The sequence below is a fragment of the Stenotrophomonas sp. S4 genome (assembly GCF_054187805.2).
Genome location: NZ_CM196188.1, coordinates 4,072,867 through 4,094,924 on the forward strand (window position 1 = coordinate 4,072,867; position 22,058 = coordinate 4,094,924).

Sequence of the window (22,058 nt, forward strand, 5' to 3'; positions counted from 1 at the left end):
CTCGACTGCTGTTGAAGAGCCAGTCGAGCATGGCTCGACTCTACAAAGAAAAGCGCCGGGGGATACCCGGCGCGTCTTCTTACTTGGCTTCGGCCTTGGCCAGCATGTCCTGGACCGAGGCGGTGGTGATCGGGTGGTAGCCCGGCTTGGCCTTTTCGAAGGCCTGCTTGGCCAGCTCCAGACCCTTCGGCGTCTTCACCAGTTCGGCGTAGATCGGCATGATCAGCTTGCGACGACCGACGCGCTCGATGAACGCGGCTGCACCTTCATTGGCCTGCTCGTAACCGCTGCGGATCGCCAGCGGGTACCAGCGCATGGCGATCTCGCCATTCGGGGTGCCGGTGAAGTGGAACGCCTTGTCCAGCGTGGCCAGCTTGTCCAGCGGCTGGGTCGCGCCCAGGCCGTCGATGAAGCGCACCCATTCCTGCGTGCTCCAGTCGGCGATGACCTGGCTGCTCGGCACGGTGCCGGCGCTGGCAAAGGCAATGCGCGCGGTATCGACACTGCTGAAGTTGCGCGACTGCGCCTTGGCCGCGAACGCCGGAATGCCCGGCTCGTCCAGCCATGCCTTCAGTTCGGCCTCGGTCACTGCCGACGGATTCTTCGGCAGCAGGTTCTTCTTCATGTACTCGACGAACTGGTCGGTGTTCGCGCTCTGGAATGCGTGGTCATCGAACCAACCGCGCAGGAACGGATCGAAGGTCTCGCGGCCGAAGCGCTGTTCCAGGAATTCCAGGAACCACGAGCCCTTGACATAGGCCACCTGGCTGAGGGCTTCGTCGGGGTCACGCTCGTTCAGCGGCGGCAGCGCCAGCGCCTGGTCGGCCGGGCTCATGTCCTTCACTTCGGCCAGCAGGTCGGTCTGGTCGATCTGCTTCTCCATCTCGGCCATCTCCTTGCCGTACAGGGCTTCGGTGATGCGGCCCTGGACGTAGGTGGTGAAGCCTTCATTGAGCCAGATGTCCTTCCAGCTGGCGTTGGTCACCAGGTTGCCCGACCAGCTGTGCGCCAGTTCGTGTGCGACCAGCGAGACCAGCGACTTGTCACCGACGATCACGGTCGGGGTGGCGAAGGTCAGGCGCGGGTTCTCCATGCCGCCGAACGGGAACGACGGCGGCAGCACCAGCATGTCGTAGCGGCCCCAGCGGTATTCGCCGTACAGCTTCTCGGCGGCACCGATCATCTTCTCGGTGTCTTCGAATTCCTTGGCGGCCTTGTTGACCATGGTCGGCTCGGCCCAGACGCCGGAGCGGCCGGAGATCGGTTCGAACACCAGGTCACCGGCGGCGATGGCCAGCAGGTACGACGGAATCGGCTGCGGCATCTTGAAGGTGTAGTCACCGTCACGCGCGGCCTTCGGATCGTTGTCGGCGCTCATCAGCACCATCACGTCCGGGCGCGAGACCACGTGCGCGCTGTAGGTGAAGCGCACGCTCGGGGTGTCCTGCAGCGGCACCCAGGAACGGGCGTGGATGGCCTGCGACTGGCTGAACATGAAGGGCAGCTTCTTGCCCTCGGTCATCGACGGCGCCAGCCACTGCAGGCCCGAAGCGGTCGGTGCGGTGTGGTAGGTCACTTCCACCTTGGCCGGCTGTTCCGGGGCCTCGATGGTCAGCTTGCTGCCGAACACCTTGTCGACCGGGGCCAGCTCGAACTTCAGCGCGCTGCGCGCGCCATCGGCGGCGACGGCCTCGACCTTGGACACGGTCAGCTCGCGGGTGTCGAGCACCAGCTGCTTGGCATCCTTCTGCTTCCATTCCAGGGTGTAGGTGGCGGTGCCGCCGATCTGCTTCTGGTCGAAGTCCAGCTTCAGATCCAGCGCGATGTCCTTGATGACGACCTTGTCCGGCTCGGCGTACGAGCTTTCGTCGTGGCTGCGGTTCTCGGCGTTCACGGGGGCGGCGGGAGCCTTTGCGGCAGTCGGGGCGGCGGCGGGCGCGGCCGCCTCCTGGGAGCAGCCGGCGGCCAGGGCCACGGCCAGCGGAAGGAGCATCAGCGGATTACGCATGAATCGGGACCGTTACGGGGATCAGACCCCCAATGGTACCTCCCTGCGGCCCCGCAGGCGTTGCGCGGTGCGGGGTAATGGCGGGCGGGGCTGATCCTGCGCCTCCCGCACATGCCAACCAAGGTCGGCATCCACAGGTAGGTGCCAACCTTGGTTGGCACGGATGTGTCAGCGCCCGGTGCAAGCGTGTGCCAACCAAGGTTGGCACCTACCAGAACAGGTAGCGCCGGGCCATGCCCGGCGGCCCCACACGCTTTACAGCTTGTAGCCGGAGTGGATCGAAACGATGCCGCCGGTCAGGTTCTTGTAGTGGCAGCGCTCGAAACCGGCCTGCCCCATCATCGCCTTCAGTTCATCCTGCGGTGGGTGCTTGCGGATGCTCTCGGCCAGGTATTGGTAGCTGTCCGAATCGTTGGCGAACAGCTTGCCCAGCTTGGGCAGGATCCTGAACGAGTGGAAGTCGTAGATCGGCTTGAACCAGTCCGCGGTGACTTCGGAGAACTCCAGCACGCGGGCCTGGCCGCCCACCTTCAGCACGCGGTACATCTCGCGCAGGCCAGCGTCCTTGTCGGTCACGTTGCGCAGGCCAAAGGCAATCGTGACCAGGTCGAAGCTGTTGTCCGGGAACGGCAGGGCTTCGGCGTTGCACTGCACGTAGTCCAGGCCGAGCACCAGGCCGCGGTTGGTCAGGCGGTCACGGCCGACCGACAGCATGCCGGCGTTGATGTCGCCCAGCACCACCGAGCCCTCGGCGCCGACGCGCTCCTTCAGCAGGGCGGCGATGTCGCCGGTGCCGCCGGCCAGGTCGAGCACGCGGTCGCCCGGCTTCACCTGCGCGGTCGCCACGTAGTAGCGCTTCCACGCCCGGTGCACGCCCAGGCTCATCAGGTCGTTCATCAGGTCGTAGTTACGCGCGACCGAGGTGAACACCTGGCCGACCAGCTTCTGCTTGTCCTTGGCGGCGACGTCGCGGAACCCGAAATGGGTGGTACCGGCTTTGTAGGGGGATTCGCTCATGGCCCCGATTATCGCATCGCCGGGGGCCAGCGGCACCCCCTGCCCGTATCATGGCGGGCCACGACTTACCGGAGCCCCCGCATGATCACCACGCCCGACTACCAGGCCCTGCTGCAAACCGCCATCGCCGAAGCCCGCCAGGGCCTGGCCGAAGGCGGCGTACCGATCGGCGCGGCGCTGTACCACAACGATGGCCGCCTGCTCGGCTGTGGCCACAACCGCCGCGTGCAGGAAGGCGACCCCTCCGTGCATGGCGAGACCGACGCCTTCCGCAAGGCCGGCCGCCAGCGCCGCTACCAGGACACCATCATGGTCACCACCCTGGCCCCGTGCTGGTACTGCTCGGGCCTGGTCCGCCAGTTCAACATCGGCACCGTGGTGGTGGGCGAATCGCGCACCTTCCAGGGCGGCATCGACTGGCTGCGCGAGAACGGCGTCAACGTGATCGACCTGGACAACCAGGAATGCGTCGACCTGCTCGGCGATTTCATCAGCCGTCATCCGGATATCTGGAACGAAGACATCGGTGAATGAGCACCACGCAGCATACTGTTGAACCCGCTTAATGAACGCTTCAGTGCCAGCACACCCTTGTGCCGGCAGCGTTTGCGGCCATTGCCGTGAACCCGTGCACAGTCAGCTGCCAGGCCTGCATACACAGCGGTAACACCCCACCCGGGCAACGCGCCTAGGGTGGGGTTACCGGGGCCTTCTCCCCCCGGCGGAGCCAGCCATGTGCGCGCACGCCGTTCGCCCTACGCCCGACCCGGTTCTCGATGCCATCCGCGAACGCCTGCAGCAGCAGTACGCGCTGCACCAGCGCGGCGCGCTGTTCTGGACCGCCTACCAGGGCCTGCAGCTGGAACTGGTACGTGGCCATCCGCTCGACCATGAGCGCCTGTGCAACGCGATGGCCGACATCGCCGAAGACCTCGGTGCGGTCGAGCACGCGCAATTGATAGGCAATCGCAACGCCGGCTCCACGCCGCGCTGACACGGCTTGCACCGGCGCATACGCCACACTGCGATGAACCCCCACTCCCATCCACTTCAACCGATTGGATCGACATGCACGCCGAAGTCCCCACCATTCCCCCGGTCATCAACGTTGACGCCGAACTTGACCACTGGCGCCGCCAGCATGCCGACGGCGCACTGCCGCACAACTCGTTCGGCTCGTACGTGCCATGGATCAAGTTTGCCTGCGATTCGCTGATCACCCAGCCGCGCGCCAGCAATGCGCAGCGCGACGAGATGTTCCAGACCCAGTACGCACTGCAGATCATGCCGCGCCTGAGCGAAGCCCAGGCCCGCGAATTCGTCGACCGTTGCTGGCAGCACGTCTACCAGACCAGCCCGGTGCGCCTGCAGGACGCGCCGCGCCTGCGCGCCTGAGCTGCCTCGCGACGGCTGCACGGCCCCTGCACGAGCCACTGCCGATCATCCTCGTCACCTGAGTGGGACGACGACGATGAAAGCACGCAATCTGTTCAATACGATCGCCAAGAAGGCCGCGGCCGCCACCGGTTCGCCGTGGACCTTCCTGGCTGCGGTAGCGATCGTGGTGATCTGGGGCATCAGCGGTCCGGTGTTCGGTTTCAACGACACCTGGCAGCTGGTGATCAACACCGGTACCACCATCATCACCTTCCTGATGGTGTTCCTGATCCAGCACACGCAGAACGCGGATACCGCCGCGATGCAGATCAAGCTCGACGAGCTGATCCGTGCCACCGCAGAGGCCAACAACGAACTGTTGGATCTGGAAGAACTGGACGAAGAGCGGCTGGAAGAGATCCGCCGCGAGTACGAGCAGATGGCCCGCGAAGCCGGCGACGCGCTGGCGCGGGTGCGCGCCTGCCATGTGGCGCGGCGCGACGATGAGGCGGTGTAGCTGGCCCTGGAATGACACTGCCGGCCAGCGGCCGGCACTACCATCGATCATCCGGGTAGAGCCGGCCGCTGGCCGGCTTCTCTCAGCTGCGCTCGTGCCAGCCGCCACCCAGCACCTTGTACAGGGTGATGCGGTTGGCCTGCTGCGCCAGCTGCGCCTGCAGCTGGGTCTGCTGCGCGTTGTAGGCGGTACGCCGCGCATCAAGCAGGGTCACGAAGCTGTCCAGGCCAGCGTCGTAGCGCGCCTGCGACAGGCGGTTGGCCTGTTCGGCCGCTTCCACCAGGCGCTGCTGTGAACTCACCTGCTCATCCAGGCTGACATTCAATGCCAGCGCATCGGCGGTTTCGCGGAAGCCCACCTGGATCGACTTCTCGTACTGCGCCAGCGCGATGTCACGGTCCGCGTTGGCGATGGCCAGGTTGGCGCGCAGCTTGCCACCCTGGAAGATCGGCAGGGTGATCTTCGGCAGGAAGCTCCACACGCGGGTGCCGCTGTCGAACAGGTTGGACAGTTCGCTCGAGCCGCTGCCGATGCTGCCGGTCAGCGAGATGCTCGGGAAGAACGCCGCACGTGCCGCGCCGATGTTGGCGTTGGCCGCCAGCAGCTGGTGTTCGGCGGCCATGATGTCCGGGCGCTGCAGCAGCACGTCGCTGGGCAGGCCGGCCGGCGGCGGTGCCAGCGCCAGCAGCTGCGGTTCGATGCTGTCCGGCAGCAGCGCCGGATCCAGCTGGCCACCGGCCAGCAGCGCCAGTGCGTTGCGGTCCTGGGCCAGCTGCCCGCGCAGGCGCGCGGCATCGGTGCGCGCGGTCTCGACCAGGGTACGGGTCTGGGTCAGCTCCAGCGCCGAACTGCCACCACGCTCGTGGCGGGCTTCGGCCAGGCGCAGCGAGTCCTCGTAGGTCTTCAGCGTGGCGTCGGCGATCTTCAGCCGCTGCGCATCGGCGCCATAGGTCAGCCACGCCGTCGCGGTCTCGGCCACCAGGCTCAGCTGCGCGTTGCGGCGGTTGGCAGCCACGGCGAAGTACTGCTGCAGTGCCGCCTCGCTGAGGTTGCGCACGCGACCGAACAGGTCGAGCTCGAACTCGGCCACGCCGACACCGGCGGTGAACTGCTCGGTGACACCGGCGTCGGTGCCCTGGCGCTGCATCTGGCCGGTGACGGCCACGCCGGGCACGCGGTCGGCGCGCTGCACGCGGTACTGGCCGCGCGCGCGTTCAACGTTGAGCACGGCCACGCGCAGGTCGCGGTTGTTCTGCAGCGACTGGTCGATCACCTGCTGCAGGCGCGCGTCGGTGAAGAAATCGCGCCAGCCAACGGCGGCAACATCGGCCACCTGGCCCTGCGTGGCCTCGGCCGGCCACTGCGCCGGAATGGCCGGAGCGACGGCGGTGTCCTTCGGTGCCAGGGTGGAGCAGCCGCCCAGCGCGAGCGCGGCGGCGATGGAAAGGAACAGGGATGCACTTTTCATGGGAATGACTTCCATCGGTACTGCCGGATGGCAGGAGGTCGTGCCGGCCAGCGGCCGGCACGACCGTTTCGCTTACGTCGAGGATTTGCGCTTGAACAGGCGCTGCACCACCACGAAGAACAGCGGTACGAAGAACACGCCGAGCACGGTGCCGACGATCATGCCGCCGAGCACGCCGGTGCCGATCGCCTGCTTGGCGCCGGAGCCGGCACCGGTGGAGATCGCCAGCGGTACCACGCCCATGCCGAAGGCCAGCGAGGTCATCACGATCGGGCGCAGGCGGTCACGTACGGCGTGCATGATCGACTCGATCAGGCTGGCGCCCTTCTCCAGGTTTTCCTTGGCGAACTCGACGATCAGGATCGCGTTCTTGCTGGTCAGGCCCACCGTGGTCAGCATCGCCACCTGGAAGTAGATGTCGCGCTCCAGGCCCTTGAAGGTGTTGGCCAGCACCGCGCCGAGGATACCCAGCGGGGCCGCCAGCAGCACCGCGGTCGGCACGCTCCAGCTTTCGTACATCGCGGCCAGGCACAGGAACACGATCATCAGCGACAGCGTGTACAGCAGCGGCGTCTGCGAGCCGGCCTGGCGTTCCTGGTAGGACATCGCCGTCCACTCGATGCCGAAGCCCTGCGGCAGCTGCTTGGCCAGCTGTTCGATCTCGGCCATGGCATCACCGGAGGCCACGCCCGGGGCCGGTTCACCCTGGATTTCCATCGCCGACACGCCGTTGTAGCGTTCCAGGCGCGGCGAGCCGTAGTCCCAGTGCTTGGTGGCAAACGCACTGAACGGCACCATCTCGCCCTTGTCGTTCTTCACGGACCAGAGATCGAAGTCCTCCGGCACCATGCGGAACGCCTGGTCGGCCTGCACGAACACACGCTTGACGCGGCCGCGATCGACGAAGTCATCGATGTACGAGCTGCCCCACGCGGCGGCCAGCGTGCCGTTGATCTGGTCGATCGACAGCCCCAGCGAGGTCGCCTTGGCCGCGTCGATATCGATGCGGAACTGCGGCGTGTCTTCCTGGCCGTTCGGGCGCACGTTGGCCAGCTTCTTGCTGCCGGCGGCGAGGCCCAGCAGCTGGTTGCGCGCGGCGACCAGTGCCTCGTGACCCTGGCCGCTGTTGTCCTTCAGGAAGAAGGTGTAGCCCGAAGCGGTACCCAGTTCCGGAATGGCCGGCGGCGGGAAGGCAAAGATGAAGGCATCCTTGATCTGTCCCAGTGCCGCCATCGCACGACCGGTGATCGGCATCACGCCATTGTTGGCGTCACGCTCGCTCCAGTCCTTCAGCTTGACGAAGGCCATGCCGGCGTTCTGGCCCATGCCGGCGAAGCTGAAGCCCTGCACCGAGAACACCGAGTCCACCGCATCCTTCTCGTTCTGCAGGAAGTGGTTTTCCAGTGCCGCGATCGATTCCAGCGTACGTTCCTGGGTGGCGCCGACCGGGGCCTGCACCAGCGCCATCAGCACACCCTGGTCTTCGTTGGGCAGGAACGAGCTGGGCAGGCGCACGAACAGCACGCCCATCAGCACGAACAGCGCCGCCACGATGCCCATGAAGCGCCACGGACGGTGGATGATGCCGCGCACGCCGCGCTGGTAGCTTTCGCTGGTGCGGTCGAAGCCGCGGTTGAAGCCGTTGAAGAAACGACCGGCCAGGCCGCGGTGGGCGACGTGGTGCTCACCCTTCTTCAGCGGCTTGAGCATGGTCGCGCACAGCGCAGGCGTCAGCACGATCGCCACCAGCACCGACAACGCCATCGCAGAGACAATCGTGGCCGAGAACTGGCGATAGATCACACCGGTGGAGCCGCTCATGAAAGCCATCGGCACGAACACCGCCGACAGCACCAGGCCGATACCCACCAGTGCGCCGGTGATCTGGCCCATCGACTTGCGGGTCGCTTCGAGCGGCGACAGCCCTTCCTCGGACATGATGCGCTCGACGTTCTCCACCACCACGATGGCATCGTCCACCAGCAGGCCGATCGCCAGCACCATCGCGAACATGGTCAGCATGTTCACCGAGAAGCCCAGCATCGCCAGCACGCCGAAGGTACCCAGCAGCACCACCGGCACGGCGATGGTCGGGATCAGGGTGGCGCGGAAGTTCTGCAGGAACAGGTACATCACCACGAACACCAGCACGATCGCTTCGATCAGGGTCTGCACCACGCCCTTGATCGACACGCGCACGAACGGGGTGGTGTCGTACGGGATCTCGGCCTTCAGGCCGGCCGGGAAGAAGCTCTTCATGTCCTGCAGCGCGGCATCCACGCCGGCTGCGGTATCAAGCGCGTTGGCGCCGGTGGCCAGGGTGACCGCCAGGCCGCTGGCCGGCTGGCCGTTGTAGCGGGTGACGAAGTCGTAGGACTCGGCACCCAGCTCGACGCGGGCGACATCGCCCAGGCGCAGTTCGGCACCATCCTGCGCGCCGCGCACGATGATGTTGCGGAACTGTTCCGGGGTCTGCAGGCGCGACTGCGCGTTGATCGTGGCGTTGAGCTGCTGGCCCTTCACCGACGGCGCACCGCCGAGCTGGCCGATCGCCACCTGGGCGTTCTGCGCCTTGATCGCGGCGGTCACTTCCGGCACCGACAGGCCATAGGTGTGCAGCTTGTTCGGGTCCAGCCAGATGCGCATGGCGTACTTGCCACCGAACACCTGGATGTTGCCCACGCCCGGCACGCGGCTGAGACGGTCGACGACATTGGAACCGACGTAGTCGGCGATGTCGTTGGCGTCCATGCTGCCGTTCTCGGACACGAACGCGATGACGTTCAGGAAGCCCGAGCTGGACTTGGCCACGTTGATGCCCTGCCGCTGCACTTCCTGCGGCAGCAGCGGCATGGCCAGCTGCAGCTTGTTCTGCACCTGCACCTGGGCGATGTCCGGGTTGGTGCCGCTCTCGAAGGTCAGGGTGATGGTGGCCTGGCCGTTGGACGAGCTGTTGGAGGAGAAGTAGATCAGGCCATCAAGGCCCTTCATGTTCTGCTCGATGATCTGCGTCACCGAGTCCTCGACCACCTTGGCCGATGCACCCGGGTAGGTGGCGCTGATTTCCACCGCCGGCGGTGCGACGTTGGGGTACATCGAGACCGGCAGCTTGAACAGGGCCAGGCCGCCGGCGAGCATGATGATGATGGCGATCACCCACGCGAAGATGGGTCGATCGATGAAAAAGCGTGCCATGGGGTTCTCCGCTTACTTCGCGTCGCCGGCCGGGGCGGCAGGCTGGGCGGCCGCTGCCGGCTTGGCCGGCGCAGCGCCCTTCTCGGTGGCCTTGACCGGCATGCCGGGGCCGATCTTCTGCAGGCCTTCGACGATGACCTTGTCACCAGCCTTCAGACCGTCCTCGACCAGCCACTTGTCGCCGACCGTGCGGCTGACCTTGACCGGGCGCACTTCGACCTTGTTGTCCTTGTCGACCACCATCGCCGTGGTGTCGCCCTTCGGATCGCGGGCGATGCCCTGCATCGGGACCAGCACCGCGTCGCTGCGCACGCCACCGCCGATCACCGCACGCACGTACATGCCCGGCATCAGCAGGCCGTCCGGGTTGTCCACCTTCACGCGCAGGCCGAAGCTGCCGGTGGTCGGATCGACGCTGACTTCGGAGAACTCCAGCGTGCCCTTGTGCTCGAAGGTGCTGCCGTCTTCCATCAGGATGCTGACCGGCAGGGTCTGGTTGTCCTGCAGGCGGCCGGCGGCCAGTTCGCGGCGCAGCTGCAGCAGCTCGGCCGAGGACTGGGTCAGGTCGACATAGATCGGGTCCAGCTGCTGCACGGTGGCCAGCGCATTGGCCTGGCCGGCGCTGACCAGCGCACCCTGGGTGACGCTGGACTTGCCGATGCGGCCGCTGATCGGCGCGGTGATGCGGGCGTAGCCCAGGGTGACGTTGGCCGCATCCAGCGAAGCCTTGGCGGCCCCGACGTCAGCCTCGGCCTGCTTCTGCGCGGCCACGGCGTTTTCCAGGTCCTGCTGGCTGACCGCATCGACCTTGGCCAGCTCGGTGATGCGCTTGGCACTCAGGCGGGCGGCATTGGCGGTGGCTTCGGCGCGGGCCAGCTGGGCGCGGGCGTTGTTGGCCTGGGCCCGGTAGCTGGCGTCGTCGAGCTGGTACAGCGGCTCGCCGGCCTTGACCATACCGCCCTCGGTGAACAGGCGCTTGGCGACGATGCCGTTGACCTGCGGGCGCACTTCGGCGACCAGGAAGGCATTGGTACGTCCCGGCAGTTCGCGGGTCAGGCCCACGGTCTCGGACTTCAGCGTGACCACGGTGACGTCACCCGGGCCCTGTTCGGGGGCCTGGGGTTGGCCGCCGCAGGCAGCCACGGTCGCGGCGATTGCCAGCGACAGTGCAAAGGGTCGGATTCGGCTCAGCAACATGACGGAAAGGCTCTTGGAGGAAGGAATCTCAGAGGGGGCTGATACCGCTGGACTTCCCCTTGTTCCGGTGAAAGCCCCACAGATCGCGCCCACCCGGGTGGAGTGGGAGCCGGACCGGCCTGCCACGCACACGACGGGAATGATGGGTGCGAAATATACATACATGCTTGTTTGTTTGTAAACCGGTACAATTCAGCCACGTTTCACCCGCACTCGTACCCACACCCATGGCCCGCAAGACCAAAGAGGACACCCAGGCAACCCGGGAAGGCATCCTTGACGCCGCCGAAGCCTGCTTCCATGAACACGGCGTGGCCCGTACCACGCTGGAGATGATCGGTGCCCGCGCCGGCTACACCCGTGGCGCGGTCTACTGGCACTTCAAGAACAAGAGCGAGGTGCTGGCCGCGATCGTCGAGCGCGTGCACCTGCCCTTCATGCAGGAACTGGAGCGCACCTCCACCGACCAGCGCGACACCCCGGTGCACGACCTGCGCGCGGTAATGATCCACTCGTTCATCGAGCTGTCCGAGGACGAGCGCCTGCGCAAGACCATGGAAATCATGCTGCGCAGCGATGCGTCGGCTGACACCAAGGTGCTGACCGAGATGCAGCAGGCCGGATTCCGCGATGCGCTGGACCGGATGGAGCGCGCCCTGCGCCGCGCCCGCGATCTGGGCCAGCTGCGCGAAGGCGCCGACCCCAAGATCGCCGCGCGCATGCTGCACGCTACCGTGCTGGGCGTACTGCATGGCGCGATGGTCGAACCGGAACTGATGGACCTCAAGCGCGATGGCATGCTCGCGCTGGACATGACCCTGGCCGCCTACGTGAAGGATGGCGTGTTCGTTCCCGGAACGGTGCCCGAGCCGTTGCCGGAAGCATGAGCGGCGTTGCTGCCGCCACCGCGGCACCCATGTGAGGACAGATCGATGATCCTGGACAACGTGGTATGGGGCTTCATCGGCTGCGGCAGCGTCACCGAGAAGAAGAGCGGCCCCGCCCTGGCCAGCATACCCGGCTCGCGGGTGGCAGCGGTCATGCGCCGCAATGCCGCATTGGCCGAGGATTATGCGCGGCGCCATGCGATTCCCCGCTGGTACGCGGACGCCGATGCACTCATCGCCGATCCGGAGGTGAACGCGGTGTACGTCGCAACACCGCCCTCCACGCACATGCAGTACGCATTGCAGGCGATTGCCGCGGGCAAGCCGGTCTATATCGAAAAGCCGATGGCCATGGACCACGGCGAGTGCCAGCGCATCATTGAAGCCAGCGCCCGCAGCGGCGTACCGGTGTTCGTGGCCTACTACCGCCGCGCCCTGCCCCGCTTCGCACAGGTGAAGCAGTTGCTGGACAGCGGCGCGATCGGCACGCCGCGCAGCGTGCGCGCGACCCTGCATCGGCCGCATTCGGCGAATGCCGCATCGCCTGACTTCTGGCGGACCAATCCGGCGATCGCCGGCGGCGGCCTGTTCGTCGACCTGGGCTCGCACACCCTGGACCTGCTGGATCATCTGCTGGGGCCGCTGAGCGATGTGCGTGGCCTAGCCAGTTCGTTGACCGGCGCCTACGCCGCCGAGGACAGCGTCTCGATGTGCTTCCGCACCGGGACGGGTGCTCACGGCATCGCGCAATGGAGCTTCTGCGCGTTCCGCCGCCAGGATGAGATCGAGATCACCGGCGACCGTGGGCAGCTGCGCTTTGCCACCTTCGAGGACGTTCCGATGGAGCTGGAAACCGAAGCCGGTGTGCAGACGTTCGACATCCCCAACCCGCCGTCGATCCAGCAACCGTTGATTGCCTCCCTCGTGGACGAACTGCGCGGCAACGGGCGCTCGCCCTCGAACGGCATCAGCGCCGCCCGCACCAGTGCGGTGATCGACCAGGTGCTGCAGGCCTACCGCGCGCGGCAATCACGCTGACCGCACAGGAAAAAGGCCGCCTTGCGGCGGCCTTTTCTGTTGCAGCGAGCGGGTCAGAGCCCTCGCCACGGCGAGGGATCCGACCCCATCGGGCGTTACAGGATGTAGCGGCTCAGGTCCGGGTCCTGCACCAGCTCACCCAGATGCGCATCGACATAGGCGCTGTCGATGGCCAGGGTTTCGCCGTCGCGGTCCGGCGCTTCGTAGCTGAGTGAATCCAGCAGGCGCTCCAGCACCGTATGCAGGCGACGCGCACCGATGTTTTCCTGGCGCTCATTCACCTGGAAGGCGATCTCGGCCAGGCGATCGATGGCGTCGGCGGTAAAGCTGACCTTGACGCCTTCGGTGGCCAGCAGTGCTTCGTACTGCTTGGTCAGCGCGGCCTTCGGCTCGGTCAGGATGCGCACGAAATCACCCTTGCTCAGCGCTCCCAGTTCAACGCGGATCGGGAAGCGGCCCTGCAGCTCCGGAATCAGATCGCTGGGCTTGGCCAGGTGGAACGCGCCCGAAGCAATGAACAGGATGTGGTCGGTCTTGATCGTGCCGTACTTGGTCGACACGTTGGAGCCTTCCACCAGCGGCAGCAGGTCGCGCTGCACGCCTTCGCGGGACACGTCGCCACCACCCACGTTGTCACCACGCTTGGCGACCTTGTCGATCTCGTCGATGAAGACGATGCCGTGCTGCTCGCAGGCCTCGATCGCGGCAGTGCGGATGTCGTCCTCGTTGACCAGCTTGCCGGCTTCTTCCTCGATCAGCAGCGGACGTGCAGCCTTGATGGTCAGCGTGCGCTTGTGCGCCTTGGCGCCGCCGCCAAGGTTGGCGAACATCGACTTCAGCTGCTGGCCCATTTCCTCCATACCCGGCGGGGTCATGATGTCCATGCTGACGTTGGCAGCCAGGTCGAGTTCGATCTCGCGTTCGTCCAGCTCACCATTGCGCAGCATCTTGCGGAACTTGATGCGGGTCTCGTTGTCCTGCGCCGACGGTTCGTTGCGGGCGACTTCCGGATCAAAACCGATGCCACCGCTGCGGCGCGGCAGCAGCGCATCGAGGATACGGTCTTCGGCACGCTCTTCGGCCTGGGTACGCACGCGCACCTTGGCCTGTTCGCGGTACAGCTTGACCGCGGTATCGGCCAGGTCGCGGATGATCTGCTCGACGTCCTTGCCGACGTAGCCGACTTCGGTGAAGCGGGTCGCTTCGACCTTCACGAACGGCGCGTTGGCCAGGGTGGCCAGGCGACGTGCGATCTCGGTCTTGCCGACGCCGGTCGGGCCGATCATCAGGATGTTCTTCGGCATCACTTCATTGCGCAGCTCAGGCACCAGCTGCATGCGGCGCCAGCGGTTGCGCAGGGCGATCGCCACGGCGCGCTTGGCGTCGTGCTGGCCGACGATGTGCCGGTCCAGTTCCTGCACGATCTCGCGCGGGGTCATGGTGGCGGAGGAAACTTCGATCTTCGACATGGATGTGCTCACGAATGCGTTGTCGGTTGTGCCGGCCGCTGGCCGGCAACCAGGCACGTGTGTCCGGGCTCATGAGGTTGCCGGCCATCGGCCGGCACAACCCTCACAGCTCCTCGACCACCACGTTGCGGTTGGTGTAGATGCAGATGTCGCCGGCGATGCCGATCGCTTCGCTGGCGATGGTGCGCGCATCCAGTTCGGTGTGCGCCATCAGTGCGCGCGCGGCCGAGAGTGCGTAGGAACCACCGGAACCGATGGCGATGATGCCGTCCTCCGGCTCGATCACATCACCGGTGCCGCTGATGATCAGCGAGGTTTCCTTGTCGGCCACCGCCAGCAGGGCCTCAAGCTTGCCGAGGCGGCGCTCGGTGCGCCAATCCTTGGCCAGCTCGACCGCGGCGCGCTGCAGCTGGCCGTGCTTTTCCAGCTTGGCCTCGAACAGTTCGAACAGGGTGAAGGCATCGGCGGCGGCACCGGCGAAGCCGGCAAGCACCTGGCCATCACGACCGAGGCGGCGCACCTTGCGCGCATTGCCCTTCATCACGGTGTGGCCCAGCGTGACCTGGCCGTCGCCGGCAATGGCCACGTGCTCGCCGCGACGGACGCAGACGATGGTGGTGGCGTGGAAAACGTTGGGGTTCTGACTGGGGTCCATGCGGCCTCCGATAGCTGTTCACGGGACATGGGGACAGCGCCGGGTGCGATCAAGCCTGCGCGGATGGCTGCCGTTCAGCGCTTGGCCGCGCCCCATGGACAGAGGGCGCCGTTCCAACGAGCGCATCGCAATGCGCGCGGACCCCGCCGCCCGGACGTGGAACGCCTGCCGTTCAACGTTTTGCCTGCGAAGGCCGGTCCGGATTCGGCTCGATGCCCCAGGCGAGGTACCAGTCTTCACCCTGCGTCTCGATCGGATGCTGGGTGCGCCCGGAGCCATTGCCGCAGGCCAGCGCTTCAGCGGCGCAGTAACGGTCGCAGCCCCAGCAGATGCGCTCGGGGTGTGTGGGATGCAACGGTATGGGCTTCGCCATGGCGGCAGTGTCCTCGTGGCCTGCGGCCACGGTGCGCCGGTTGCATCCGACCTGCCCTGATCCAGATCAAGATCGGGCTATTCAGCCTTGTCGTCCTTGCTGCGGCGCTTGGCGCGCGGATGCGCAGCGTCGTAGACCCTGGCCAGGTGCTGGAAATCGAGGTGGGTGTAGATCTGCGTGGTGGCGATGTCGGCGTGGCCGAGCAGCTCCTGCACACCGCGCAGGTCGCCGGACGATTCCAGGATGTGGCTGGCGAAACTGTGCCGCAGCATGTGCGGGTGCACGTGCTTGAACAGGCCCTGGCGCTGCGCCAGCTGGCGGATGCGGATCTGCACCGCGCGTTGGCTGATCGGCCCGTTGCGGCCGGGGAACACCGGCGAGGCCGGACCGCCGCCACTTTCCGCACGCCATGCCTGCAACGCCTCGCGTGCGGGCCGGCCGAACGGCACCCGGCGCTGGCGGTTGCCCTTGCCCAGCACGTTGACCAGGCCGCTGTCGAAATCCAGGTCACGCCAGGTCAGCGCGCAGACTTCGCTCAGGCGCAGGCCGGAGGAATAGAACAGTTCCAGCAGCGCGCGGTCACGGCGGCCGAGTTCACCTTCCGGCTCCAGCTCGACCAGCTGCACGGCTTCGTCGGCATCAAGCACCTGGGGCAAGCGGCGCGGCGCGCGCGGCGCCTTCAGCGTCGCTGCCGGACTGACCTCGATGCGCCCGTGCTTGAGCAGCCAGGCGTAGAAACTGCGGCAGGCCGACAAGCGGCGTTGCAGGCTCTTGGCCGACAGGCCACGCCGGTGCTCGTCGGCGACGAACTGGCGCACCGCGTCGGCATCCAGTGCCTCCACTGCCATGCCACGCGGCGCGGCCCAGGCCGACAGCGCGTCCAGGTCGCGGCGGTAGGCGTCGAGCGTATGGGCCGACATCCGCCGCTCCACCTGCAGGTGCTGCAGGAAGGCCTGTACCGCGCTCATCGTCGACGTGCCCTGCTCAGCCGGGGAAGCGCTTCAGGCCAGTGACCAGCGCGTCGCCCATCATGCGCAGGAACAACGTCCCCATGCCCGGGTAGAAGCGGTTCGGGTTGTGGCTGCCGACCGCGATCAGGCCGACGCCCGGCAGCGGCAGCAATGCGGTGGTCTGCACTTCCTCACTGCGCACGCCGTACAGCACGGCATTCTTTTCCGGCTGCAGGCGGCCACAGATCGGCTCGCCGTCGTTCAGGCAATCGCGGAACGGGCCCAGCTGCGGATCGTCGGCAGCAATCACCTGCAGCCAGTCGGCCTGTTCCAGCCCGGCCACCGGCGCGTGCACCACCAACCGCACCAGGTCACCGGCGAAGTCTTCCTGCAGCGATGCGGCCATCGCACGCAGGGTGTCGGCGGCGTTGTCCTGCTTCATCAGTGCCAGAGTCAGCTGGTGCGTGCGCACCGCCAGGCGTTCATTGACCTGGGCGGTCGCGCCCAGATCGGCCAACCGTCGTGCCAGCTCGCGGTTCTTCTCGCGCAGCACTTCCAACTGGTAGCTGGCCAGCGACGCGGTCGGGCCGTCATCGCGCGGCACCACCAGGGTCAGGGCCAGGTCCGGGAACTGCTTGAGGAAGCCGGGATGACGCCGCAACCAGGCAGCGACTTCATGGGCCCCGAGCTTGTCGACGGTTTCGGTCATGCGATCCACTCCCCTTCGAACACGAATGCGGTCGGGCCGGCCATCACCACCGGCTGGCCATCGCCCGGCCACTGGATGCGCAGGTCGCCGCCGGGCAGGCTGATGCGCGCATCGCGCTGCAGGCGGCCACGCTGCATCAGGGTCACTGCGGCGGCACAGGCACCACTGCCGCAGGCCAGGGTCTCGCCGACGCCGCGCTCGAACACGCGCAGGCGGGCATGCGCCGGGCTCATCACCTGGGCGAAGCCCACGTTCACCGAGCGCGGGAACGATGCATGCTGCTGCAGCAGCGCACCGACGCGCTCGACCGGTGCGGCATCGATCAGGCCCACTTCGATCACCGCATGCGGGTTGCCCATCGACACCGCGGCGAAGCGTACGCTCTCGCCCTGCAGCGGCAGCAGGTATTCCTCGCGCGGGTGTGCAAACCCCATCAGCGGCACGTTGGCCGGCTCGAAGGCGGGCACGCCCATCGTCACCGCGAACTGCCCATCACCGAGCACCTTCACTTCATGGCTGGCCAGCGGGCTGTCGATGACGAATGCATCGCCCTGCGCACTGCCCTCGCGCACCAGCCAGGCGGCGATGCAGCGCGCGCCGTTGCCGCACTGTTCGGAGTTGGAACCGTCGGCATTCCAGATGCGGTACGAGGCCACCGAACCGTCCGCACGCGGCGCCTCGATGGTCAGGATCTGGTCGCAGCCGACGCCGGTGTGGCGGTCGGCCAGGCGCGCGGCCAGTTCAGGCGTGGGCGGCGCAGTGCCGTCACGCAGGTCGATCACTACGAAATCATTGCCCGCGCCGTGCATCTTGCTGAAGCGCAGGGCCTTGGAACCGGCCTTACTCATTCCCGCTGCCCGCCTTCTTCGCTGGCGCGGGTGCCGGCTGGGTGGCCGGTGCAGCCGGGTCCACGGTCGTGGCCGGGGTAGCGGTTCCCTGGGTCTCCGCCGGGGTCGCCTCGGTGGCGGGCTCGGCTGCGGGTTCGACGGTTTCTTCCACCGGCACCGGCTTCTGCGGCAGTACCAGCGGGCCCTTGTTGCCGCAGGCGGCGAGGAGCAGCAGCGAGGCCGCTGCCAGCGGAATCAGGATGGCGTTTCGATGGGGGATCTTCATGCCCCGAGTATAGCCATTGGCGGCTGAGCGGTTCGTGCAGGGGATCGGGTTGCCGGCCAGCGGCCGGCACTCCCGCAGGCGCTCAATCCGCGGGCGGTGGCAGCGGTCGCGTCCACAGCCAGATCGCCACCACGGTCATGCTGCCGATCGAGAACCACTTCACCCAGGCGATCGGCACGCACCACAGCATGATCGCGGCGCACACCGCCATGGTGATCGTGGCCATCCACTTGCCGTAGCGGCTGACCGCACCGTGCGCCTGCCAGTTGGCGATGGCCGGGCCGAAACGCGGATGCTGCAGTAGCCAGGTGTGCAGGCGTTCGGACCCACGTGATGCAGCCCAGGCCGAGATCAGGATGAATACGGTGGTCGGCAGGCCCGGAACGAAGATGCCGACGATGCCGGTACCGAGGCTGACGTAGGCCAGCAGCCACCACGCCCAACGGAAACGCACCACGCGCGGCGGCGTGGCGGTATCGCGGGGTGCAGATGGCTCGGGCAGGCTCATGGCCGCAAGGATACCGGTTCGGGGTGCCCGGCAGCGCCCGGCACCCCTTCGCCGTTACGGCTGGGCGATGCCCAGCTGCTGCAGCACGAACGCGTAAGACTCGGACAGCTCCCGATAGCGCTGGAAGCGCCCCGACTTGCCACCGTGGCCGGCTTCCATGTTGGTGCGGAACAGGATCGGGTAGTGGCCGGTGTTGTCGTCACGCAGCTTGGCCACCCACTTGGCCGGCTCCCAGTACTGCACCTGCGAATCCCACAGGCCGGTGCCCACGAACAGCGCCGGGTAGGCCTGCGGCTTCACGTTGTCGTAGGGCGAGTAGGACAGCATGTAGTCGTAGTACTGCTTCTGCTCCGGGTTGCCCCACTCGTCGTATTCGTTGGTGGTCAGCGGAATGGTCGGGTCGAGCATGGTGGTGACCACGTCGACGAACGGCACCTGCGCCACCATCACCCGGTAATTCTGCGGAGCCTGGTTGGCCACGGCACCCATCAGCAGGCCACCGGCGCTGCCGCCGGACGCGGCCACGCGATCCTTCGCCGCCCAGCCCTGCGCCACCAGGCCACGGGTGACGTCGACGAAGTCGTTGAAGGTGTTCTGCTTGTGCAGCAGCTTGCCGTTCTCGTACCAGTCGCGACCCATCTCCTGGCCGCCGCGGATGTGGGCGATGGCATACACCACGCCACGATCGAGCAGGCTCACCGCGGTCTGGTTGAAGTACGGGTCCATCGACATGCCGTAGCTGCCGTAGGCGTACTGGAACAGCGCGCCCTTGCCGTCCTTCTGGTAGCCCTTGCGGTAGACCAGCGACACCGGCACCTTCACGCCATCGCGAGCGGTGATCCAGACGCGGTCGGTCTCGTACTTCGAGGCGTCATAGCCGATCACCGGCTGCTGCTTCAGCTGGCGACGCTCGCCGGTGGCGGTATTCAGCTCGAACACGGTGGTCGGGGTGGTCATCGAGGTGTAGACGTAGCGCAGCCACGGCGTATCGGCCTCGGTGTTGTCGCCCAAGCCCATCGAATACGCCGGCTCATCGGCCTTCACGTAGTCGCTGCGGCCATCCTTGAACAGCAGGCGGATGCGCTCCAGGCCCTCGGACCGTTCGGCGATGGCGGTGTAGCTGTCGAACAGCTCGAAGCCTTCGATGAACACCGCATCGTCGTGCGCGATCCAGTCCTTCCACTGCGCGCGCGAGGTGGCATCGGTCGGTGCGGTGACCAGCTTGAAATTCTTCGCACCGTCGTTGGTGCGGATCACCCAGCGGCCGTCGTAGTGGTCGGCGTCGTACTCGACATCACGCTGGCGCGGCGCCAGCACGGTGAAGGTGGTCGGGTCGCTGGCCGGCGCGTAGCGCTCTTCCGAGGACACGGTGCTGTGCACGCCGATGGTGATGAAGCGATCGTCGCGGGTGCGGCCGATGCCCATGTAGAAGCTGTCGTCCTTCTCTTCGTAGACGACGGTGTCGGTGCTGGCCGGGGTGCCCAGCACGTGCTTCTTGACGCGCACGGTCAACAGCGTTTCCGGATCGTTCTCGACGTACAGCACGGTGCGGTTGTCGTCGGCCCAGACCAGGTCGCCGGAACTGCCGGTGATCACATCGGGCAGCACCTGGCCGGTGGCCAGGTCCTTGAAGCGGATCGTGTACTGGCGGCGGCCGACATCGTCATCGGCCCAGGCCAGCAGCTGGTTGTCCTGGCTCACTTCCATCGAGCCGACGCTGAAGTAGCCCTTGCCGGCGGCCATCGCGTTGACGTCCAGCAGGATTTCCTCGGCCGCCTCCATGCTGCCCTTGCGGCGCGCGTGGATCGGGTAGTCCTGGCCGGTCTCGAAGCGGCTGTAGTACCAGTAGCCGCGCTCGCGCGCCGGCACGCTGGAATCGTCCTGCTTGATGCGGCCGACGATCTCCTTGTACAGGGTGTCCTCCAGCGGCTTCAGTGGTGCCAGCAGCTGGTCGGCGTAGGCATTCTCGGCCTGCAGGTAGGCCAGCATCTCCTTGTTCTCGCGCTTGTCGTCGCGCAGCCAGTAATAGTCATCGTTGCGGGTCGCGCCGAACGGCGCCTTGACCACATGCGGATGCTTGGCGGCATCCGGCGGAACGGGCGGCGTGGCGGCGGTAGCAGTGGTGGTCATCAGGCTGGCGAGTAACAGGCAGAGGGTGGATTTCATGAGATAAGGTTCCAGGCGCATCAATGCAATGGTCTTCGGCGGGGTCAGATCCCTTTTCCCGAAAAGGGATCTGACCCCAATCGCGGCCAAGCGGCAACCCTGCGGATCGTCATGGGCCATGCCGGCCGGCGTACCATGGGCTCCATGAGTACCCTGCCCCACACGCCGGGCTACAGCCGGCGCAGCCATGAAATCGCCCCGTTCCACGTGATGTCCCTGCTGGCCCGCGCACAGGCGCTGGAGCAGGCCGGCCACGATGTGATCCACCTGGAAATCGGCGAACCGGACTTCACCACTGCCGAACCCGTCGTGCGTGCCGGCCAGGCCGCATTGGCCGCCGGCCACACCCGCTACACCGCCGCGCGTGGCCTGCCGGCACTGCGCCAGGCGATCAGCGGCTTCTATCGCAGCCACTATGGGCTGGACATCGATCCCGAACGCATCCTGGTCACCCCGGGCGGGTCCGGTGCGCTGCTGCTGGCCAGCAGCCTGCTGGTCGATCCCGGCCGCCACTGGCTGCTGGCCGACCCGGGCTACCCCTGCAACCGCCACTTCCTGCGCCTCGTCGAAGGCGGCGCACAGCTGGTGCCGGTCGGCCCGGACACCGCCTACCAGCTGACCCCGTCCCTGGTGGAACAGCACTGGAATGCCGACAGCGTCGGCGCGCTGGTCGCCTCACCGGCCAATCCGACCGGCACCGTGCTGTCCGCCGACGAACTGGCCGCCCTGTCGCAGACTCTGCACGCGCGCGGCGGCCACCTGGTGGTGGACGAGATCTATCACGGCCTGACCTACGGCCTGGATGCACCCAGCGTGCTGCAGGTGGATGACAGCGCGTTCGTGCTGAACAGTTTCTCCAAGTACTTCGGCATGACCGGCTGGCGGCTGGGCTGGCTGGTGGCACCGCCGTCAGCGGTACCCGATCTGGAGAAGCTGGCGCAGAACCTGTACATCAGCGCATCGAGCATTGCCCAGCATGCCGCGCTGGCCTGCTTCAGCGAGGAATCGATGGCGATCTTCGAACAGCGCCGCGAGGCGTTCCGGCAGCGCCGTGATTTCCTGCTGCCCGCGCTGCGCGAGCTGGGCTTCCGCATTGAAGTCGAGCCGCAGGGCGCGTTCTACCTGTACGCCGATGTCAGCGCGTTCACCGACGACGCGCAGGCGTTCTGCGCCCACTTCCTGGAAACCGAGCACGTGGCGTTCACCCCGGGCCTGGACTTCGGCTTCCACCGCGCCAACCAGCATGTGCGGCTGGCATACACCCAGGAAGTGCCGCGGTTGCAGGAGGCGGTGGCGCGCATCGCGCGTGGGTTGAAGCGCTGGGGTGCCTGATCGCCCGGCGCGAACGGCATCCACGCATGGCGTGGATCTACTGTTCCAGCGCACGGTACATAGGTAGATCCACGCCATG

At 66.8% G+C, this 22,058-nt stretch carries 21 protein-coding genes; 7 read left to right on the top strand and 14 right to left on the bottom strand.

Features of this window, described 5'->3' with window-relative positions; genetic code table 11:
- Positions 1–79: 79 nt before the first annotated feature.
- Together ACUZUJ_RS18925 and ubiE are read right to left on the bottom strand one after the other, a co-directional pair.
- Positions 80–2,008, bottom strand: coding sequence for a M1 family metallopeptidase (locus tag ACUZUJ_RS18925; protein ID WP_014038524.1), 1,929 nt, complete (start codon positions 2,006–2,008; stop codon positions 80–82).
- A 255-nt stretch (positions 2,009–2,263) separates the two neighbouring features.
- Entirely contained in the window at positions 2,264–3,025 is a 762-nt protein-coding gene (ubiE, locus tag ACUZUJ_RS18930; RefSeq protein ID WP_006471026.1) for a bifunctional demethylmenaquinone methyltransferase/2-methoxy-6-polyprenyl-1,4-benzoquinol methylase UbiE, read from the bottom strand.
- Positions 3,026–3,106: 81 nt separating this feature from the next.
- Here ubiE and ACUZUJ_RS18935 point away from each other — a divergent pair, with 81 nt between their 5' ends.
- From ACUZUJ_RS18935 to ACUZUJ_RS18950, 4 genes are all read left to right on the top strand, one after another.
- Positions 3,107–3,559, top strand: coding sequence for a nucleoside deaminase (locus ACUZUJ_RS18935; RefSeq protein WP_005419409.1), 453 nt, complete (start codon positions 3,107–3,109; stop codon positions 3,557–3,559).
- 199 nt (positions 3,560–3,758) lie between these two features.
- Positions 3,759–4,019, top strand: coding sequence for a hypothetical protein (locus ACUZUJ_RS18940; RefSeq protein WP_014038525.1), 261 nt, complete (start codon positions 3,759–3,761; stop codon positions 4,017–4,019).
- Between the two features lie 74 nt (positions 4,020–4,093).
- The gene (locus tag ACUZUJ_RS18945; RefSeq protein ID WP_014038526.1) at positions 4,094–4,420 is read left to right on the top strand and encodes a hypothetical protein; all 327 of its coding nucleotides are present in this window, start codon (positions 4,094–4,096) and stop codon (positions 4,418–4,420) included.
- Between the two features lie 76 nt (positions 4,421–4,496).
- Positions 4,497–4,919, top strand: coding sequence for a low affinity iron permease family protein (locus tag ACUZUJ_RS18950; RefSeq protein WP_014038527.1), 423 nt, complete (start codon positions 4,497–4,499; stop codon positions 4,917–4,919).
- 82 nt (positions 4,920–5,001) lie between these two features.
- Here the strand turns inward: ACUZUJ_RS18950 and smeF are convergent, their stop codons facing one another.
- From smeF to smeD, 3 genes are read right to left on the bottom strand one after another with little or no spacing between them, the layout of a single operon-like run.
- Positions 5,002–6,402: a multidrug efflux RND transporter outer membrane subunit SmeF gene (gene smeF, locus ACUZUJ_RS18955; protein ID WP_458220890.1), complete on the bottom strand. Its 1,401-nt coding sequence runs from the start codon at positions 6,400–6,402 to the stop codon at positions 5,002–5,004.
- A gap of 57 nt (positions 6,403–6,459) precedes the next feature.
- Complete coding sequence (gene smeE, locus ACUZUJ_RS18960) at positions 6,460–9,582, bottom strand: multidrug efflux RND transporter permease subunit SmeE (RefSeq protein ID WP_101766098.1); 3,123 nt, start codon at positions 9,580–9,582, stop codon at positions 6,460–6,462.
- Between the two features lie 12 nt (positions 9,583–9,594).
- Positions 9,595–10,779: a multidrug efflux RND transporter periplasmic adaptor subunit SmeD gene (smeD, locus tag ACUZUJ_RS18965; RefSeq protein WP_135967709.1), complete on the bottom strand. Its 1,185-nt coding sequence runs from the start codon at positions 10,777–10,779 to the stop codon at positions 9,595–9,597.
- Positions 10,780–11,006: 227 nt separating this feature from the next.
- Between smeD and smeT the strand changes: the two genes are divergently transcribed.
- On the top strand, positions 11,007–11,666 hold the full coding sequence (gene smeT / locus ACUZUJ_RS18970) for an efflux transporter SmeDEF transcriptional repressor SmeT (RefSeq protein ID WP_005419430.1): 660 nt from the start codon (positions 11,007–11,009) through the stop codon (positions 11,664–11,666).
- 45 nt (positions 11,667–11,711) lie between these two features.
- On the top strand, positions 11,712–12,704 hold the full coding sequence (locus ACUZUJ_RS18975) for a Gfo/Idh/MocA family protein (protein ID WP_458220708.1): 993 nt from the start codon (positions 11,712–11,714) through the stop codon (positions 12,702–12,704).
- Positions 12,705–12,799: 95 nt separating this feature from the next.
- Here the strand turns inward: ACUZUJ_RS18975 and hslU are convergent, their stop codons facing one another.
- From hslU to ACUZUJ_RS19020, 9 genes are all read right to left on the bottom strand, one after another.
- A complete protein-coding gene (gene hslU, locus ACUZUJ_RS18980; RefSeq protein ID WP_014038532.1) occupies positions 12,800–14,173 on the bottom strand; it encodes an ATP-dependent protease ATPase subunit HslU in 1,374 nt (457 codons plus the stop codon).
- Positions 14,174–14,276: 103 nt separating this feature from the next.
- Complete coding sequence (hslV, locus tag ACUZUJ_RS18985) at positions 14,277–14,828, bottom strand: ATP-dependent protease subunit HslV (protein WP_005411093.1); 552 nt, start codon at positions 14,826–14,828, stop codon at positions 14,277–14,279.
- Between the two features lie 172 nt (positions 14,829–15,000).
- Positions 15,001–15,201, bottom strand: a complete 201-nt coding sequence (locus ACUZUJ_RS18990; RefSeq protein WP_458220707.1) for a DUF3079 domain-containing protein — start codon at positions 15,199–15,201, stop codon at positions 15,001–15,003.
- A gap of 77 nt (positions 15,202–15,278) precedes the next feature.
- Positions 15,279–16,169, bottom strand: coding sequence for a tyrosine recombinase XerC (gene xerC, locus ACUZUJ_RS18995; RefSeq protein ID WP_458220706.1), 891 nt, complete (start codon positions 16,167–16,169; stop codon positions 15,279–15,281).
- Positions 16,170–16,185: 16 nt separating this feature from the next.
- On the bottom strand, positions 16,186–16,860 hold the full coding sequence (locus ACUZUJ_RS19000) for a DUF484 family protein (RefSeq protein ID WP_510468054.1): 675 nt from the start codon (positions 16,858–16,860) through the stop codon (positions 16,186–16,188).
- Entirely contained in the window at positions 16,857–17,708 is an 852-nt protein-coding gene (gene dapF / locus ACUZUJ_RS19005; RefSeq protein ID WP_101766103.1) for a diaminopimelate epimerase, read from the bottom strand. Before dapF ends, ACUZUJ_RS19000 begins: the two co-directional genes overlap by 4 nt.
- The gene (gene lptM, locus ACUZUJ_RS19010) at positions 17,701–17,973 is read right to left on the bottom strand and encodes an LPS translocon maturation chaperone LptM (RefSeq protein WP_049443713.1); all 273 of its coding nucleotides are present in this window, start codon (positions 17,971–17,973) and stop codon (positions 17,701–17,703) included. The genes dapF and lptM overlap by 8 nt, the downstream gene beginning before the upstream one ends.
- A gap of 82 nt (positions 17,974–18,055) precedes the next feature.
- Positions 18,056–18,481 carry a YbaN family protein gene (locus ACUZUJ_RS19015; RefSeq protein ID WP_014038537.1) on the bottom strand — a complete coding sequence of 142 codons (426 nt, stop codon included), beginning with the start codon at positions 18,479–18,481 and terminating at the stop codon, positions 18,056–18,058.
- A 54-nt stretch (positions 18,482–18,535) separates the two neighbouring features.
- The gene (locus tag ACUZUJ_RS19020; protein ID WP_049443715.1) at positions 18,536–20,647 is read right to left on the bottom strand and encodes a S9 family peptidase; all 2,112 of its coding nucleotides are present in this window, start codon (positions 20,645–20,647) and stop codon (positions 18,536–18,538) included.
- A gap of 144 nt (positions 20,648–20,791) precedes the next feature.
- Here ACUZUJ_RS19020 and ACUZUJ_RS19025 point away from each other — a divergent pair, with 144 nt between their 5' ends.
- Positions 20,792–21,979: a pyridoxal phosphate-dependent aminotransferase gene (locus ACUZUJ_RS19025; RefSeq protein ID WP_458220705.1), complete on the top strand. Its 1,188-nt coding sequence runs from the start codon at positions 20,792–20,794 to the stop codon at positions 21,977–21,979.
- Positions 21,980–22,058: the final 79 nt, after the last annotated feature.